The sequence below is a fragment of the Clostridium tertium genome (assembly GCF_902652255.1).
GTDB classification, from domain to species: Bacteria; Bacillota; Clostridia; order Clostridiales; family Clostridiaceae; genus Clostridium; species Clostridium tertium_A.
On the sequence record NZ_CACRTO010000049.1, the window covers coordinates 46769 to 64490 of the forward strand.

Genomic DNA, 17722 nt, shown 5'->3' on the forward strand with positions numbered 1-17722 from the left:
TCAGATCGTTAAATCATTTTCTGATTTTATATCAATAGCTTCTTTTAGTAGCTTTTGGAGAAGGGCAGCAAATACCGAAATAACAGCTGCAGCAAAAATAAATGCCAATCCAATAATTATCATACCTGGCGCATCATCCTTTTCAGCAATTATATACATAACTGGAGTCATTAATACATAAACACCACTTATTACAATTGCACAGTATTTTATATTCTTCAAAGCTATTACAGATAATTCAGAGAAAGCTTTGTTTTTATCAATATAACCTAAAAGCTTTAACGCTTGATACAATATAGTAAAAAATGCTATAGCTGTTATATATAAGCCCAATAAAATAGGATATTTAAGATAAGCAGAACCTAAATAAAGCTCTACTGCTTTACTTGATAGCGCAGGTAGAACAAATATACATAAAGCAACAATTGGACTACCTATAAGAAATACAGCTATCTTTAAAAATAGTGTTGATCCTTTGTTCATAATAAACACCTCTTTAATTTATTATCTCTATAATTCTAACACATCTTTTATTGTTAAACAATAAATCATTATTGACTTATGTAAGTATACTAAGATTCCAGTTTTATAAATATAAAAGGTGCTGCCACACAATGAAAATAAAACTAAAAGAAGCTATAAAGGTAAATAAATTTAAATTTATCTACTGTTTATAGCTCCTTTTTATTATAGAATATTGTCTATTTTAGAATAATAAAATGATATTTTAAAATTTTTCTTTACTAATTTTATTTACTATTTTCCACTTTATTAGACTTTTTTACTATAATTGATTTTCCAATATATATCATAAGGAGTGATGCAACAACTAATAATACTGATTTATTTACAGCACTACCTGTTTGAGGTAACTTATCTGAGTTGTTACTATTGTTATCCTCTGGATTATTTATGTCATTATCCCCCTCATTTCCACTATTGTTTCCACTATTGTTGCCATTATCATTACCATTTTCATTGCCATTATTGTTATTATTGTTATTATTGTTATTATTGTTCTCTTCATCATTTTCTATTATATTAACTTTTATTATCTTAGTAGTATTACCACCATTACTATCAGAAACACTATACTTAACCAAATATTCTCCAACTTTGCTAGTATCTACAGTATTTTCTACAACTTCTATAGATTCTGTTAAATCTCCATCTTCTTCATCATAAGCTGTTACATCTTTTAATGGATCAAAGCTTTCATTTAATTTCAATGTCTTATCATTTGCAGTTATAGTAGGAAGCTCATTAATAGTTGATGCTGATACATATATTCTATATTTTTCTACTTCAGACTTGAATTCACCAGATTCTTTATCTACTATTGCAAATAACTCTTCTAATGTATATTTACCTTCTCTTACATAGCTATTTCCTGTTAACTTGTCTATAAAATTAGTACTTAAATATTGGAACTTATCTGGATACATATCTCTAATTGTATATAACATAGCATAACCTGTTTTAACTGCGTTAAAGCTATCCCTATCTGTTACATATACTTGAACTCCACCACAAACTTGATTTTTCCCTGTTGGATAATTGGCAGTATCTGATGCTGAATATTTTGAGAACTGTGGTGTAAATGAAGCTGCTCTAAATTTTACTCCTGGTAATTCTAAAGAATTTAATTCATTAGCTAAATCTATAGGATTTATCCATGGTGCTCCTATTAATTCAAATGGTCTTGTTGTTCCTCTTCCTTCTGATACATTTGTACCTTCAAAGACACAAGTTCCTGTATATACTATTGCTGTATCTAAAGTTGGCATATTTGGTGAAGGCATTACCCATGTATCTAAACCTGTTTCATCATAATACATATCTTGTGACCATCCACTCATTTTAACTACTTTTAAATCACAATTAATATTAAACTTATCATTAATATATTGTGCATATTCTCCAACAGTCAATCCATATCTTTGAACTATAGGATACATTCCTACAAAGGAGCTAAACTCAGGATCAAGCAAGTTTCCTTGAACTTCACTTGATATAGGATTAGGTCTATCAAATACAACAAATGTTTTATTATTTTCTGCACATGCTTCCATTGCATAAGCTAAAGTATTTATATATGTGTAGAATCTAGCTCCTACATCTTGCATATCATATGCTAGTATATCAACATTTTCTAACATTTCTGGAGTTGGTTTCTTAGTTGATCCATATAAACTATGAACTGGAAGTCCAGTGATATTATCTACTTCATTACCAACACTATCTCCAGCTTGTGCATATCCTCTAATTCCATGTTCTGCTGCAAATAAAGTTGTTAGATTAGTTTTTTCATATAATACGTCTATAGAGCTCTTAAAATTACTATCCATTCCAGATGGATTTGTTATTAGCCCTACTCTCTTATCTTTAAATATCTCTAAATTTTCTTCTATATTATCTATACCAAGTTTAATATTTCTAATATTTTCACCATTATTATTTGATTCTTGGTAAATATAATACTTTTCTGTTTTCGCCTTAAAGTCACTAGATTCTTTATCTACTATTGCAAATAATTCTTCTAATGTATATTTACCTTCTCTTACATAACTATTACCTGTTATTTTATCTATAAAATTAGTGCTAAGGTATTGGAATTTATCTGGATACATATCTCTAATTGTATATAGCATTGCATATCCAGTTTTAACAGCATTAAATTCATCTCTATTAGTTACATATACTTGCACACCACCACAAACTTGGTTTTTACCAGTTGGATAGTTTGTAGTATCTGATGCTGAGTATTTTGAAAATGATGGTGTAAATGATGCAGGTCTAAACTTTACACCTGGTAATCCTAAAGAGTTTAATTTATTACTAAGATCCATAGGTTCAATCCAAGGAGCACCAATTAATTCAAAAGGTCTAGTAGTTCCTCTTCCTTCTGATACATTTGTTCCTTCAAAAACACAAGTACCGGTATAAACTATTGAAGTAGTTAGTGTAGGCATATTAGGAGATGGCATCACCCAGGTATTTAATCCTGTTTCATCGTAATACATATCACGGGTCCATCCCTCCATTTCAATAACTTCTAGCTTACAATTTATATTAAATTCTTCATTTATAAATTTAGCATATTCACCTACTGTCATTCCATACCTTTGAACTATAGGATACATACCAACAAAAGAACTAAATTCAGGATCAAGTAAATTCCCTTGTACATCTCCACCTATTGGGTTAGGTCTATCAAATACAACAAATGTTTTATCATTTTCAGCACACGCTTCCATCGCATAAGCTAAAGTATTTATATATGTATAAAATCTAGCTCCCACATCTTGCATATCATAAGCTAGTATATCAACATTTTCGAGCATTTCTGGTGTTGGTTTTTTAGTTGATCCATAAAGACTATGAACTGGAAGTCCAGTAACCTCATCAACTTCATTTCCTACATTATCTCCCGCCTGTGCATTACCTCTAATTCCATGTTCTGCTGCAAATAAAGTTGTTAAATTAGTTTTTTCATATAATACATCTATAGAGCTTTTAAAATTACTATCCACACCAGATGGATTAGTTATTAATCCTACTTTTTTTCCTTCAAATATAGTTAAATTTTTATCTAAATTGTCTATACCTAATTTTACTTGTGCATTGCTGCTTGCACTTACAGTTTTTATATCTTTAGCCTGAAAAAATATTGAAGAAATCAAAAATCCACATGTAATTATCCCTATCTTTCTTTTCAATCTTAAATTCATAGTTACCCCCTATAATAATAATTTTTTTCATTAATAACAATAATATTTTTTCATTTAAAAATTAAAACTTAGTATATACAAACTTATCCTATACTTTTAATGACTTAGTTTACATTTTAACAACGACAATTTATACATATTGGTAACTTTTATTTTTCCTCCCTTCACATATAAATATTTAAGTTTAGTACACACTAATATTATTCATAGAATTATGGTTACGTTTACACAAATATTGTATCATACTAGAAATTCCATTTCAATATATTGCTTAATTTATGTTATTTTATTTCATGCCTTGACCAGTTTTTCTTATATTAATAATTTATTAGTTTCATATAAATTATTGATCCTTTTAATAATAAAAAACTATATAAATTTATAATTAATTAAATAAAGGAAATAATACTTATGAGGTGAAACAAATGAAAAAAAGATTTACTATTTTATTATCTGCAATAGCTATATTTACTATGATCTTTACAACTAATACATATGCTTATACAAATGCAACTATCCCTCCAACTGATTCAGTATATAAAGAAGGTATTTACAGGCTTGATCCTAATGATACAGGTTCTTATAATTTACAATTTAAATTTTTAAATCCCGAGAAGAACTCTGCAATTATTATTTTAGATGAGAATGCTGACATAGTTTATAAAAATATAAACTGTAACAGAAAATGTAATGCTGGCACTATTACAAATAAAAATACTATAATCTTAATCTCAGATGGAGAAACTGCTTTATATTTTAGTAAAATACCTTAATTAAAAAAGTGGGATGTCGCATAATGAAAAATTAAGAATGAATAATAAAAATTTAATAAAAAAACTCCCGAAGGAATTTTCAGAAGTTAATTTTACTAATTCTGTAAGAATTACATGAATAATTCTTCATTTTAATTCTTAATTGGGGTTGTTTATACGGCAGCCCCTTTTTTAATTTAAATCGTATAATAATCTATATTATAATACGATTTAAATTTAAAATTATTAATCGTGTATTTTTAAAGAATTTGACTTTTTAATACTATACTTAATTGTATATATAATAAAATCAATTATAGTAGCTGGAAAAATAAAAGTAATTAAGTGTGCAATATACATGAAAATATTAGGTCCATCATTCCATGCAATACTCCTAAATGGTTCTGTATAAACAGCAAAATTTAATATAGGGTTTAATCCAATTAACAATATATTTTTATAATCATTACCTGTTATATTGATTATAATTACTGCTATACTTGCAATAAAAAACCAGAATGTAAAACTTCTAAATATTTTCTTCATGAATCTGTCTCCTCCTTACATTAAAGATATCCCTTTTCTTCATTAGCTGGCACCTTATTTTCAATCTTTAAATCAATATCACCATCAGTTAATAAGTCAAAATTCTTAAAATAAAACATGAAATTTCTTCTCCCATATATCCATGAAAATTCATTTATGAATCCCAATATAATTTACAATATAATTTATATAACATATTAAGTTTTAATCTGCATCTACCCACAAATGATATTTTCCACAATTTAGACACTTAAAAAGATATCCAGCCATTGATCCAGCTTTTACAAGATACTCCCTTACTTCATCGTATCCACCAAGCTTATCATATTCAGCAAATACTTCATCCGCAATACCAAACTCTTCTAACTCCTTTGTACCAATATCTCCAATATAGGCACAAAAATCATTACAACAAGCTAGCCAATATTCACCTTGCCAACTAACATACCCTGGGGTTTTCTTAAACAGTTCATCTATCTTATCAGTATCATTAACTTTATCAATTTCTGCATCTTGAATAAAATCTCCATTATACTTTTCTGATGCTAATCCACTAGCAACACTGCTGGGACATATACAATTAACATCTTCTGATGTATACATATTTTCCAAAAAAAATTCTGTTTCATTTTCACAACACTGACAAACTACATATTCTCCATTTTTACTTCTAGAAAAAACCTCTTGTTCCCAAACATTCGGATGATATTTAAATTGAATTTTACTCAAGTCACGTTTCCCCCTACACTTTTAATACACTAAATAAAAGTCCAAAAGCAATTAATACTATCATTATAATAGAAATTCCTCTTCCTATTTTAGCACCAATATTATCTTTGTACTTATATCCTAGAATTACTGATGGAATAAAAAATATAAGAGAATAATAAATAGTGTAATGAGTCCCTGAATTCCCTTTAGACCACGATCTTAACCCTATATTATTTAATATGATATCTCCATAGTTCTTATCTCCAAAAGTAAAAACAAATATAATCCCTACACCTGCTAATAATAAAGTAATTAATCCTAAGGCTAATTTTTTATTAGTCTCTTTCTCCATAAATCCTCCAACTAAACTTTAAACAAATTTTTCCAATACCAATCTATTACTCAATATCTAAATGCTTTAATGTACTTTTATCTTTAATATCTCCAGAAAAACCTGACATAGTAACCTTACCTTTTTCAATTTTATAAGAATAGTCCACTCCTGGTTCATCCTTGTACACTATACTTATATTCCATCCACCCTCTAACTTTATCCGATCGCTACCATTGCTAATACTCCCATCTTCTTAAAGTGGGAGCTAAGCACTGCTACGCGCCTGGATTAGTTCTTCTAAGCTTCAGATGGAGTAAGGTATTAATGTATTCCTTTTAAGAAAACTCCATCTGAAGCTAAGAATCACTTTATTGCGCCAACTAAAGAATGGCTTACATCTAATTTAGTAAGATCTTCTCTAGAGTATCCCTTTTCTTCAATATAACTTACCATCTGTTTTTCTAATTTCTTAGTCTTAAGTGATATATAGGCAAAGCTAGAAATAAATAATACTACGACTATACTTAGTATTATTAAAACCTTCTTTTTCATTTTATAATCTCCTCCTATAAACTCACCCTTTATAATTAAATTATACCCTTAAAATCCATAAATTTACATTCACTTTGCGATATATAATAAATTATTAATAATCTTTTGTACTTACTAATAAAATAATTTATAATAAAAAATCTTCTACCATAAGAATGATAGAAGATTTTTTATTGTATTTAAAGTTTTATTATTTTTTCTTATTTGTCATTGTATAATCAAAATTTTGTCTCAATACATTATTATATATTAAGTCAATTATAAAGGTTTGCTGAACTTCTAAATTTAGACTTCCAGTAGGCGTTTGCTTTTCTTTATTCATATAACTTAGTACATAATCGCTATTTCTTCCTAATTTAGATATAAAGTTACTAGTTAATGAAATTATAATTACTCCATTTGCTTTTGCAGCTTCTATAGCTGAATTTATTTCAACATTATTTCCAGTACTTGATATAACAAATATTATATCTCCTTCCTTCATTAAAGGTGCCATTACTGAAAAATTATAACTATCTCGATAAAAATTACATTCAATTCCACATCTCATAAACTTATAATAGCTAGTTTCTGCAATAAGACCTGAATGTCCAACTCCAACAAAATATACTTTATTACTATTTATTATCTTTTCTGTTATTTCATCTATTTGATTGTAATCTAAACTTTTAACACAGTTATCTAACAAATTTATGTTAGTTTCATATAACCCTCTAGCTATTGACTCAACTCCATCTTGTTCTAAAATTCCATCTTCCACTAATAAACCATCATTAGAAGAGTTATTTTTAAACTCTTGAGCCATAGTCATCTTAAACTCTAGGAAGCTTCTAAAGCCTAATTTCCTACAGAATCTAGTAACTGTCGCTTCTCCAACACCACAACCGTTTGCTATTTCTGTCACAGTCATATAGATGCTATTATTCATATATTCTTCTATATAATCACATATTTTGTTTTCAGACTTTGTTAACTCACTCCTATCCTTAACTAATGAAACACTCATAATATCCCCTGTGCTAATCCTTTCATTATTTATTGAGGAAATTATAAACAGCTCCTATCATTCCAGCAGTGTTCTCAAGCTCTGCTAATCTTATTTCAAGTCTATCATATATATAAGGAATCACTTTTTTTTCAGTACTTTCCTTAAATTTAGGTAATAGATAGTCTTTTTGCTTAGTTATTCCACCACCTAATACAATGACTTCTGGATTAATTATATATGCTATTATAGATATTGTAGTAGATATTTTATCTATCATATTATCTATTTCCTCAATTGATATTTTATCACCCTTTTTAGCTAAGTCAAATATAATCTTTCCATTTATATCATTTATATCTATTTCTTTTCTTTTTGCTACTCTTGAAACTATACCACTAGTAGAACCTAAATCATCTAATTTTCCATTTCCTATATTTAAATATCCTATCTCTCCTGTGCTAAAAGTGTTTCCCTTAAGGATTTTCCCATTTATTATTACAGCACCACCAACTCCAGTGCCAATAGTTATACAAAAAACATTGTTTTTACCTCTAGCTGCTCCTCTCCATAATTCTCCAAGGGCAGCACAATTCACATCATTTTCAACTGTAGTTCTTAAGTCAAACTCTTTTTCTATTACCTCTTTAATCCTAAATCCTTTATATCCTTTTATTGTTCCATTTGCCTCAGCAATAACTCCATTTTCAGAATCTACAATTCCAGCAGTACTTATTGCAACTCCTAAAATCTCTTCACTTTCTTTTACCTTTTTTATTTTTTCTTTAATCTTATATAAAATATTTTCTGCACCTAATTCTGCTTCAGTATCCATTTCACTTTTCCATAGTACATTTCCATCAGTAGTAACAATTCCATATTTAATAGATGTACCACCAATATCAAAACTTAAAACTTTCTCCATACTCTATTCCTCACCTTCACTATATAATTTCAAGATTAATTCCAATCTCAAACATTCTATTCCATGGTGAAAAGACTTGAAGATTTTTTATTTCTATATCTTTAAAGGATTTTAAAATTTCCTCTTTGTACATTTTCATTAGTTCCTTTTCAATTATCTTTGAAACTTCGTCTTTCTTATCTTTTAAATCAAAATAATTTAAATCTAAAGATGGTAGAATATTCTCATTAATTTTTTTTCTAACTTTAGCTTGATAAAATCCATCTTCTAAAATATGATAAATCAAATTCTTTTTAATATTCTTTTCTTCTACCTCTCCTGAAGTTGCTAAAACGCCTTGAGCTATAGTAGTTCCAAGGGTATTGCAATTTGTATTCCACCCCTTATATGATACTAATTTATCTAATACTTCATAGTCATCTAAAAGATTTATTAGTTCCAATTCTCCTCCATTTGAAAATGATGAATCTGAAATAATTACTTTTTTTCCTTCCTTAATAAATAAATCTATTTTTTCAACAAAAGCTAGTAAATTTCTAAAACTTGTATATGTTATATCCTTATCTTCTTGATCAAAAGCCTCCTCCATAACTTTGCCAGGTGAATTTATAGCAAGTATTAAATCCGCTTCTTCAGGATTATCTACTAATATACTATTGGTTACCATTATGTGAGACTTTAAACTTTCATACATAGGTCTATCCTCGTATAAAGGGATTATTTCTGGTCCAAATAAAGATGAATAAAAAGGATATATCTTAGTTTTCTTATCTTCTATATCATTAATAACTCTCGCAAGTAAAGATGCTCCAACCTCATCAGCTCCAGGATACATATGCACTTTTCTTTGCAGTCTCTTATCTCTTCTTTGAATAGATATAACTCTTTGATCTATTGCTGTATATCCATATTCAGCTGAATCATCTTGAGGAATGCTTAAAAAATCTATTAAATTTTCCTCAACCAAACTTAGTATCTTAGAATTAAAATCTATATTATACTTTCTTCTTCCCTCATAATCTGATATAAATCTATTTGGTATAAACTCTTCTAATTCATTTAGTTTCTGTTCTTCTTCTTTATCTAAAGTAACCCTATTTCTCTTATCTAGTAAATACGCTCTTTTAAATATAGATTCACCATACTCTTCGTAATAATCTGGTTCTTCATCTGAACTATTGTATTTTGGAGTTCTCATAATTAGATTTGATGCATAAAGTTTTATTTTATTATTTAAACTTTTAATTTTCTTTATATTATTTATCATAGTTTCTTTATGCTTTTCATCAAAGTGATGTAATCTAGAAGGAAGTAATCCTCCATAGCACATCATTTCTATAGATATTATTGCTGCATCAGCTTCTTTTATATTTTCAAGTAAAAACTCCCAAAGTTTATTTATATTTGCACTTTCCTTTTTTCTACCTAATATTTCTAATGGTGGTGTTATTAAATTTATATCTTTTCTAACTTCACTTATATATTTAGGATATAAGTAATTGCATGGTCTTTCATCTAAAGGTATGTATATTATATTCTTCATAAACTCCTCCAAATATAGTGGAAGCTGTCATATAGACAGCTCACTTAATAATTATTAATTTATTTCATCTAGCTAACTTCTTTATCTTTTAAAACTTCAGTAAACTTCTTAGTAATTAATTGAGGTCTAGTTATTGCAGAACCAACCACTACTGAATAAGCCCCTCTATTATAAGCTTCTAGCATAAGTTCTGGTGTATCTAATCTACCTTCACCAATAACTGGTATATCAACATTTTTTATCAAATCACTTATTAAATTAAAGTCTGGCTCCTTACTTTGTGGAGAGTATTTTGTATATCCAGATAAAGTAGTGCTTATACAGTCAGCACCTAATTTATAAGCATTTATACCTTCTTCTAATGTAGATATATCTGCCATGATTAGCTTTCCTTTACTATGTATATAGTCATATAGTTCTTTAAGAGTCTCTTTTGGTCTTTCTCTTAGAGTTGAATCTAATGCAATCATTTCGCAGTTAGATTCTAATAGTTCATCTACTTCCTTCTTTGTAGCAGTTATATATACTTCACTATTTTCATAATTTCTTTTAACAAGACCTATAACAGGTAAATCAGTAACCTTCTTTATTTCTATAATGTCATCTTTGCTTTGGGCTCTAATTGCAACTGCTCCCCCTTCTTTTGCTGCCTTTGCCATTCTCCCCATAATAAAAGAACTATGTAGCGGTTCATCTTCTAAAGCTTGACAAGATACTATAACTTTTCCTTTAATTACATCTAACATAACTTTCTCCTCCTATATTTAAATACTATAATTTTAATAATATTGTACTTATTTTTTTCCCATCTATATTTATAGAAATCTTATTATTATCAATACTTAACTCCTTTTCTTTAGATCCATCTAGGTTAACTAAATAGGCTTTGGAGTAATTATTATAAATATTAATATTAACTTTTCTGATATCTTCAGAAGTATTATAAATTCTTAAGCTAATATCTCCAGAACTTTTTCTAATGATTGAAGAATAACTTATATCCTTTAAATCTCCTTCTATTTCTATTAACTTATTTGTATAAGTATCTATATTGCTTTGCTTTGTAATAACCTTGCTCCTTATTACATTTTTATTATTAATATTGAATTTTTCCTCTCCAATAACTAATCCATAACTATAAACATGTTCTCTTAGACATTGAGCTCCTGGAGTTTTGTATCCTGGTCCTGCTCCTCCCCCTCTAGTTCTTAGGTCTCTTCTAGATAAATCTCCTACAGCTCTTATAGCTGTTATAAAGCAATAATCTTCATTTTTGTATTCAGTAACTTCATACTCCTGCATTCCTTCATGAATTAATTGAAAATCATTTGCATAGATCGTTGATAAAGTTGGATGTTGATTACATTCAAGTTCTTCTCTTTCCTTAACTTCAAAGCTTTGATTTCTTAGAACTCCTCTCTCTACTAAATCAAAAGCTGTATCACTGTAATGTTTATTGCATTTACCAAGATTAAAACCTATTCTTAATTTATGATTTTTAGCAGTATTATTTATCTTAGTTTCAAATAAAATCTTATTAACTCCTTTTATAAGTTTTACTTTAGTTGAAATTTCAACTTTAGTTAATTCATCACTTCCTGAGCTTCTATCTTCACTTAACTCTAAAGGTAAATCTAAATCATAAGTAAAAGTAATTTCTTCAGATATATTACTTATGCGACATTCTCCAACCTCTTTTACTTTTGCTTCACTTATAATATCTCTTTTAGGTGGTGAATAATTGTAACTATCTCCAGCATCAAGAGATGAAAGTATTATATTTTGATTGTAGTACCACTTATTATTTTTTTTATCTAAAATTTTTACTCCATAATCATTTATCTGAACCTTATAATAGTCATTTTCAATTTCATTATTTTCTGTTATAAGTATATTTTTCATCTCATTTCCATTAACTAAATCTATATTTACAATCTTACTCTCTATACAATCAAACTCCATAACAAACCTTACTTTATACTTATAAACTATTGAATAATACGGTTCTATCTTTATATCTCTAAAAAGAATTTCTTCTTCTTTCCTACTTAAAATCTCGAAATCAATATTCTTTCCATTGTACTTTAAACTTATTGATCCCTTATCAGCTTCTTTTGGAACAATTATTTCTGATTCTACAATGTAATTATCCTTAATTGGCACATTATTAATTAAATATAATTTATTATTTACAAACTCATTATTTATGTAATCCCATGGATATAATTCTTCTAGTGTACTTTTCTTAAACTGTTCTATAGCCGAAAGTATCTTTTTAAATCTTACTTCCATTTCCTCGTGAACTTCATCTATACTACAGCCACATATACTGTCATGAGCATGGTTTTGAACTAGTAACTTCCAAATATATTTTATAAATTCATCTGATTTAGTTATTCCATTACTCCATGCATTTAAGAATTCCAAAACATTTATTGCACTATCTTCACATCTTTGATTAGCTTGTTTTAAGTACATTCTACTTGAAAATACTCCTGGCAAAGTAAATATCTTATTTTTGTTTCTTTGTTCTCCAATTATATTACTTTTAGCTAAAAAATTTTCGAATTTCTTAATGTAATCACTCATCAACACTTCATCAACATTTACATCAGGATTTTTTTTCTTAAACTCTCTGATTCGTTCACCAATATTGCTACTAGTATAAGTATGATCTGCTCCATTCATAGATAGTACTTCAGAAGCTCTACAATATGGTTTATTTGCTTTTATATATTCTTCTAATCTATACTCCCAATCATCTTGCTTCATATAAGTCTGAAAGTACCCATCAAATAACGGGAGTACAAAAGTTAATACACTACTACCATCACTTGCTATCCAATTATTTTCAAAATCTTTTGATACAGCCCCTCTCCATATTATTGCATTATTAATCCCAAAGCCTTTTAAAACTTGTGGCATCTGAGATATATGCCCAAAAGTATCTGGTAAATAACCTATTTTATATTCACTACCAAGCTTCTTAGCTATATCTATTCCTAGTTCTAAATTCTTAATTAACGCTTCTCCCCCAACTAAAAACTCATCAGCTAGCACATACCAAGGACCTATTTCAATCTTTCCATTTTTAATAAACTCTTTTAATTTATTAAATTCTTCTTTTGATACTATTTCTTTATAGTCATCTATAACCATAGTTTGTCCATCAAGAAAAAAACATTTTATAATTCCCTTTTCTAATAAATCTTCTATATATCTTATGCCATTTCTCAATTTATATCGAAATTCTTCAAAGGTTTCATACCACTCTCTATCCCAATGTGTATGATGCAATATATTTAATCCTTTAATTTTATCATCCATCTCTTCCGCCCCTATCTGAACTTCCTAAAAACTTTACCATTAATTTTGTTTAAATCTATATTATTTTTTATTGAGTAAGCACAAGCTTCACCTGCTATTTCTCCCAAATCTCTTAAAGTAGGCTGTATCCTAATAGATGCTTGTACTAAGAATGTTGATGAAATACATCTACCTACAACAATGAGGTTCCTTACATCTTTAGTAATTAAACACCTATATGGTATTTCGTAATATTCACCTTTTTCATATCTGTATTCTTTACCTGACTTATTTGTCACGGAGTGAACATCTATATACCAATCGCCTCTTGCAATTCCATCTTCAAATCTAGCTCTATTAAGATAATCTTCTTCATTTAATATGTATTCTCCAAGGATTCTATAAGATTCTCTTACACCTAAAGCACTTGCTTCCCTTAGTAAAAAAGCTTCTTCAAATCCTGGTAAATATAATTTCATAAAGTTAATTAACCTATTAATCATCTCACGTCCTTTAATAACTGCTTTGCTTCTAGTAATAGCATCAGTATTATTATTAACTCCTGGTATATGTGGACAGTTAAATGACATACAATTTCTTTTATTAGGAATAGTAAACCCTTGGAAATACCTAAGATCCTCTTCTATTAGTACTCCTTCACTTAAAGCCTTTTTAAATATAGGTTCCAAAACAAAGCCCTTGTCTCTAACCATTGCAATTTCATAAAATTCTCCTTCTTCTAAAGTACAGAAGGTATCTCCAAGACTTTTCATATATTTTCTTAATTTATCTACATCTATACCACCAACTTCGAACCTAAAGGATACCATTTGATTATTACCATTCTCATCTCCTGATACTACTTTAACCTTTGAAAGTCTTGATAATAAAGCATCTCCTGTAGCATCTACGAAATTCTTTCCTTCTATAGCTACTAAGCCTTCAATAGTATTTACAATTATATACTTTATTCTATCTTCTTCTTTAATTACATCCACAAGATTTGCATCATAAAGTATTTCAGCATTATACTTTAATATTAACTTTTCTAATACATAAACTAAATTTTCTACATTAAACCAAGAACATTTTGATTTCTTATCATCTGTATTACAACCTAGCTTCTCTAGTTCCTTTACTATAAGTGTATTAATTTCAAAATTATCTACATAAGTAGGCATCATAGGAGTTACAAGAGCATTAGTTTGAGTCCCCCCTAGAGAAATATGTTTTTCAACCACCAAGGTTTTATTTCCTGATTTAGCTGAAGAAATTGCTGCAACAGCTCCAGCAGTTCCTCCACCTACAACTACAGTATCAACACTATAAATTAAATTAATTTCTTTATCATAATAGTTAATTTTTTTCATACCATGACCCTCTCCTAAACATTCTTATTCTAAATACTCTTTTTTTAATTCTTTTATTAATTTGATTGTTTTATCTTCAAAGTCCTTATTTCCCTTAGCTAAATAAATATAATCTAAAGCTTTAGGATGAAACTTTAAATTTAATAACTCTTTGCAGAATGCATGAGCTGCTATTTCCCTAGTCTTTAAAATAGTTGATTTTCTTTTTAACGGCCCAATAGAAATAGATACTATTTTTTTCAATTTATTATTTGTATAGTTATCATCTTTAAATTCTAAAAAATGATAAAATTCATGAGCTAAATGAATTTCATATATCTTTTTTTTATTTATTTTTAAGCTACTATCTTTAACTGTATTGAACATTTTATTTATGGAATCTTCATATATTTTGATTTCTTTAGTTTTCTTATCAAAATGTATTTCTGCTCTTATAGAATCTTTTTTCCCTAAGCTATCTTTCTCTACTTTTATCTCTACATTATTTTCCTTTAAAATATTTTCTATATTTTTATCTTTATATTCTTTTGCTAAGTTTTTACCAATATTTATACTTTCTTTTATATAGTATGCTATATCATCTTTACTAAGTTTATGAAATAACATATCTTCTTTTAACTCAAGTAAAGAAAGAACTTCATCATTTAATAATTTTTCTATCTCCATAATCTTACAACCTAGGCTTCTTTGCTAGCTACTGCAATTATTTTAGTTTCATTATTAACAAATTCTAAATCCATATTAGCTAAAGATAATAATTGTTCTTTACTTGTTACTCCTGATAAATCTACTTGCTTTTGTCCAAAAAATAAATATACTTTTGGTAGAGTTGCTCCAGCATCAGAGTATTCTGTCATATCATCAATAAATTCTACAAATTCATCATTTAATTTTGCTTTATTTATAGCTATTACTTTACCACTATTTTTTTGAAGTCTTATAACTCCTTCATCATCTACTATTTTTATTAGTGATTTCTTACTTTTTAAAAGTCCAAATAGCTTTTTTTCTATCTTATTGGCTATAAATGCATTCCATCTTCCTGATTTTGCAACTAATTTTATTTCATTTTCTTCTACTCCAGTTGCTTCCTTAACAGTTTTCATTAATTCTTCATCAGTTTTCTTTGCTGTATTTAAATCTTTAGTTCTAAGCTCAGTTGCACCTGTAGCTATTGCTCTTAATATATTTTTTTGAGAATCTATTTCTACTGTTATTTCTACTGTTTCATGATTTGCTCCTGCTTTAACTACTGCATCCATAACATCTGCTCTAATTTTTCTTATATCTTCCTGTGTTGGATTTGCGACATTCCTTTCAACCTGCTCTCTAACTAAAGCTAGTGCAACTCCTATAGTTGAAATATAAGGAGCATTTTTTGCTATATTATATTTAACCCCCATCATCTCACCTAAATATGGAGTTACTATAGATGCTGATCCCCCTCCACCAACTAGCCTTATAATTGATGTATTTAAATCATAATCTCTTACTAATTCATCTACTATATCCTTAACTTTTTTTATAGCTATATCCATAGCCTGCTTACATGCTTCTTCTATACTAATTCCTAATTTATCTGCTAAAGCCTTCCATGCTAACTTAGCTGATTCTATATTTCCTCTTGCATAATCTTCTTCTGGAACATACCCAAGAATATTTGCTGCTCCTGCTAAAGTTAATGAATAACACTTATCATCATCACATTCAATAACTACATAGTTTGCTTTATCATCAGGTCTTGGTGCAACAAAGTTAACCTTAGGATTTTTTATATTTTCTGTATCTGTAAATAATTCATATTCCTTTTTTGCAATATGTGCTGACCTTGGACCTACATCAGTAATCTTATTATTTTCTACAACTATCATACTTCCCCCAGCAATACCTAAAGTTCTAACATCAAGAGAAGTTAAATATAGCTTATGCCCTCCAACTTGAGCATTTTTTATCATAACCTTACCATCTTTGATAACTGAAATATCTGTAGATGTACCTCCAACTTCAAAAAATATTCCATCAGAAACTTTTTCATACATTAAAGCTCCAGCTACTCCAGCTGCAAGTCCTGAAAGCATTGTAAGTATAGGACGCTTTCTAACCTCGTCTACTGTCATTACTCCACCATCACATCTCATTATCATAAGTGGCTTTTTTATATTAGCATTTTTAACTGATTTTTCAGTCATATTTGCAGTTTCCATCATCTTAGGAATTAAAGCTCCATTAACTACAGCTGTTCTTGTTCTAGCCATAAGTCCATATAATTGTGATATTTCATATCCCCCTGTAGCAAACAACCCAAACTTTTCGCAAAGCTCAATAACTTTTATTTCATTATCAGGATCATCTACGGAGTATGCTTCTGATGCAACAATAACTTCTGCACCTTGTCCCTTTAATTCAGTTATTGCTTTTTCAATTTTTTCTTCATTTAAATTAGAAGATTCTAAATATGTATGTACAGTATTTAAGTATTTTCCCGCTGCTAGTTCTATCTTTCCTACATTAGTCTCTCCCTTAGCTCTTTCCCCTTCCAAGCCTTTTCCCATACCAATGATTCCTGTTTTTGCTACATCACCTTCAAGTAAAGCATTAGTAGCTTGAGTAGTTCCATGAGCAATAAACATTACATCATCAGGTAATATATTATTTTCCTTTAATACCTTATTAATTACTTGTACTATCCCCTTAGCAACTCCCTCTTTTTCATGATGAGTTGTTGGTATCTTCGCTTTAGCTATTATTTCATAAGTAGAGTTGTCTATTACAACTGCATCTGTAAAAGTTCCTCCAACATCTATTCCTATTCTTACTTTCTTATTCATTATTAACACCTCTTACCTTCTATTATTAACTCTATCAATCTTACATCGTTTACACATCTTAATTATAACATATAGAAAAATATTTTCAACATTTTTGAAAATATTTTTCTATATGTTTTGAAAACTTTTTTCATTATTT

The 17722-nt window shown here is 28.4% G+C and carries 15 protein-coding genes and 1 pseudogene; 1 reads left to right on the top strand and 15 read right to left on the bottom strand.

The features are described from left to right. Together GPX08_RS16305 and GPX08_RS16310 are read right to left on the bottom strand one after the other, a co-directional pair. Complete coding sequence (locus tag GPX08_RS16305; RefSeq protein WP_156627871.1) at nt 1-483, bottom strand: DUF2975 domain-containing protein; 483 nt, start codon at nt 481-483, stop codon at nt 1-3. 266 nt (nt 484-749) lie between these two features. Further along, nucleotides 750-3731 carry a DUF1343 domain-containing protein gene (locus tag GPX08_RS16310; protein ID WP_156627872.1) on the bottom strand — a complete coding sequence of 994 codons (2982 nt, stop codon included), beginning with the start codon at nt 3729-3731 and terminating at the stop codon, nt 750-752. A gap of 425 nt (nt 3732-4156) precedes the next feature. On the opposite strand from GPX08_RS16310, the gene GPX08_RS16315 reads away from it, so the two are divergent. Further along, nucleotides 4157-4504, top strand: coding sequence for a hypothetical protein (locus tag GPX08_RS16315; RefSeq protein WP_156627873.1), 348 nt, complete (start codon nt 4157-4159; stop codon nt 4502-4504). A gap of 225 nt (nt 4505-4729) precedes the next feature. Here the strand turns inward: GPX08_RS16315 and GPX08_RS16320 are convergent, their stop codons facing one another. The 13 genes and pseudogenes from GPX08_RS16320 to GPX08_RS16380 form a co-directional block, all read right to left on the bottom strand. After that, nucleotides 4730-5029 carry a hypothetical protein gene (locus tag GPX08_RS16320; protein ID WP_156627874.1) on the bottom strand — a complete coding sequence of 100 codons (300 nt, stop codon included), beginning with the start codon at nt 5027-5029 and terminating at the stop codon, nt 4730-4732. 23 nt (nt 5030-5052) lie between these two features. After that, a pseudogene (locus GPX08_RS16325) lies at nt 5053-5148 on the bottom strand (tagatose-bisphosphate aldolase); the annotation flags it as partial. Nucleotides 5149-5233: 85 nt separating this feature from the next. Next, nucleotides 5234-5758, bottom strand: coding sequence for a hypothetical protein (locus tag GPX08_RS16330; RefSeq protein ID WP_156627875.1), 525 nt, complete (start codon nt 5756-5758; stop codon nt 5234-5236). A gap of 13 nt (nt 5759-5771) precedes the next feature. Beyond that, entirely contained in the window at nt 5772-6092 is a 321-nt protein-coding gene (locus GPX08_RS16335) for a hypothetical protein (protein ID WP_156627876.1), read from the bottom strand. Between the two features lie 345 nt (nt 6093-6437). Further along, on the bottom strand, nt 6438-6626 hold the full coding sequence (locus GPX08_RS16340; RefSeq protein ID WP_156627877.1) for a hypothetical protein: 189 nt from the start codon (nt 6624-6626) through the stop codon (nt 6438-6440). A gap of 190 nt (nt 6627-6816) precedes the next feature. Continuing rightward, the gene (locus tag GPX08_RS16345; protein WP_156627878.1) at nt 6817-7632 is read right to left on the bottom strand and encodes an SIS domain-containing protein; all 816 of its coding nucleotides are present in this window, start codon (nt 7630-7632) and stop codon (nt 6817-6819) included. A gap of 25 nt (nt 7633-7657) precedes the next feature. Further along, on the bottom strand, nt 7658-8536 hold the full coding sequence (locus GPX08_RS16350) for an ROK family protein (RefSeq protein ID WP_156627879.1): 879 nt from the start codon (nt 8534-8536) through the stop codon (nt 7658-7660). Nucleotides 8537-8555: 19 nt separating this feature from the next. Then, nucleotides 8556-10079, bottom strand: a complete 1524-nt coding sequence (locus tag GPX08_RS16355; RefSeq protein WP_156627880.1) for a DUF4127 family protein — start codon at nt 10077-10079, stop codon at nt 8556-8558. Between the two features lie 68 nt (nt 10080-10147). Continuing rightward, nucleotides 10148-10825, bottom strand: coding sequence for a putative N-acetylmannosamine-6-phosphate 2-epimerase (locus GPX08_RS16360; RefSeq protein ID WP_156627881.1), 678 nt, complete (start codon nt 10823-10825; stop codon nt 10148-10150). Nucleotides 10826-10850: 25 nt separating this feature from the next. Beyond that, entirely contained in the window at nt 10851-13406 is a 2556-nt protein-coding gene (locus tag GPX08_RS16365; protein ID WP_156627882.1) for a hypothetical protein, read from the bottom strand. An 11-nt stretch (nt 13407-13417) separates the two neighbouring features. Then, nucleotides 13418-14755 carry an FAD-dependent oxidoreductase gene (locus GPX08_RS16370; protein ID WP_156627883.1) on the bottom strand — a complete coding sequence of 446 codons (1338 nt, stop codon included), beginning with the start codon at nt 14753-14755 and terminating at the stop codon, nt 13418-13420. A 24-nt stretch (nt 14756-14779) separates the two neighbouring features. Beyond that, nucleotides 14780-15421, bottom strand: a complete 642-nt coding sequence (locus GPX08_RS16375; protein WP_156627884.1) for a hypothetical protein — start codon at nt 15419-15421, stop codon at nt 14780-14782. A gap of 11 nt (nt 15422-15432) precedes the next feature. Beyond that, a complete protein-coding gene (locus tag GPX08_RS16380) occupies nt 15433-17586 on the bottom strand; it encodes a hydantoinase/oxoprolinase family protein (protein ID WP_156627991.1) in 2154 nt (717 codons plus the stop codon). Nucleotides 17587-17722: the final 136 nt, after the last annotated feature.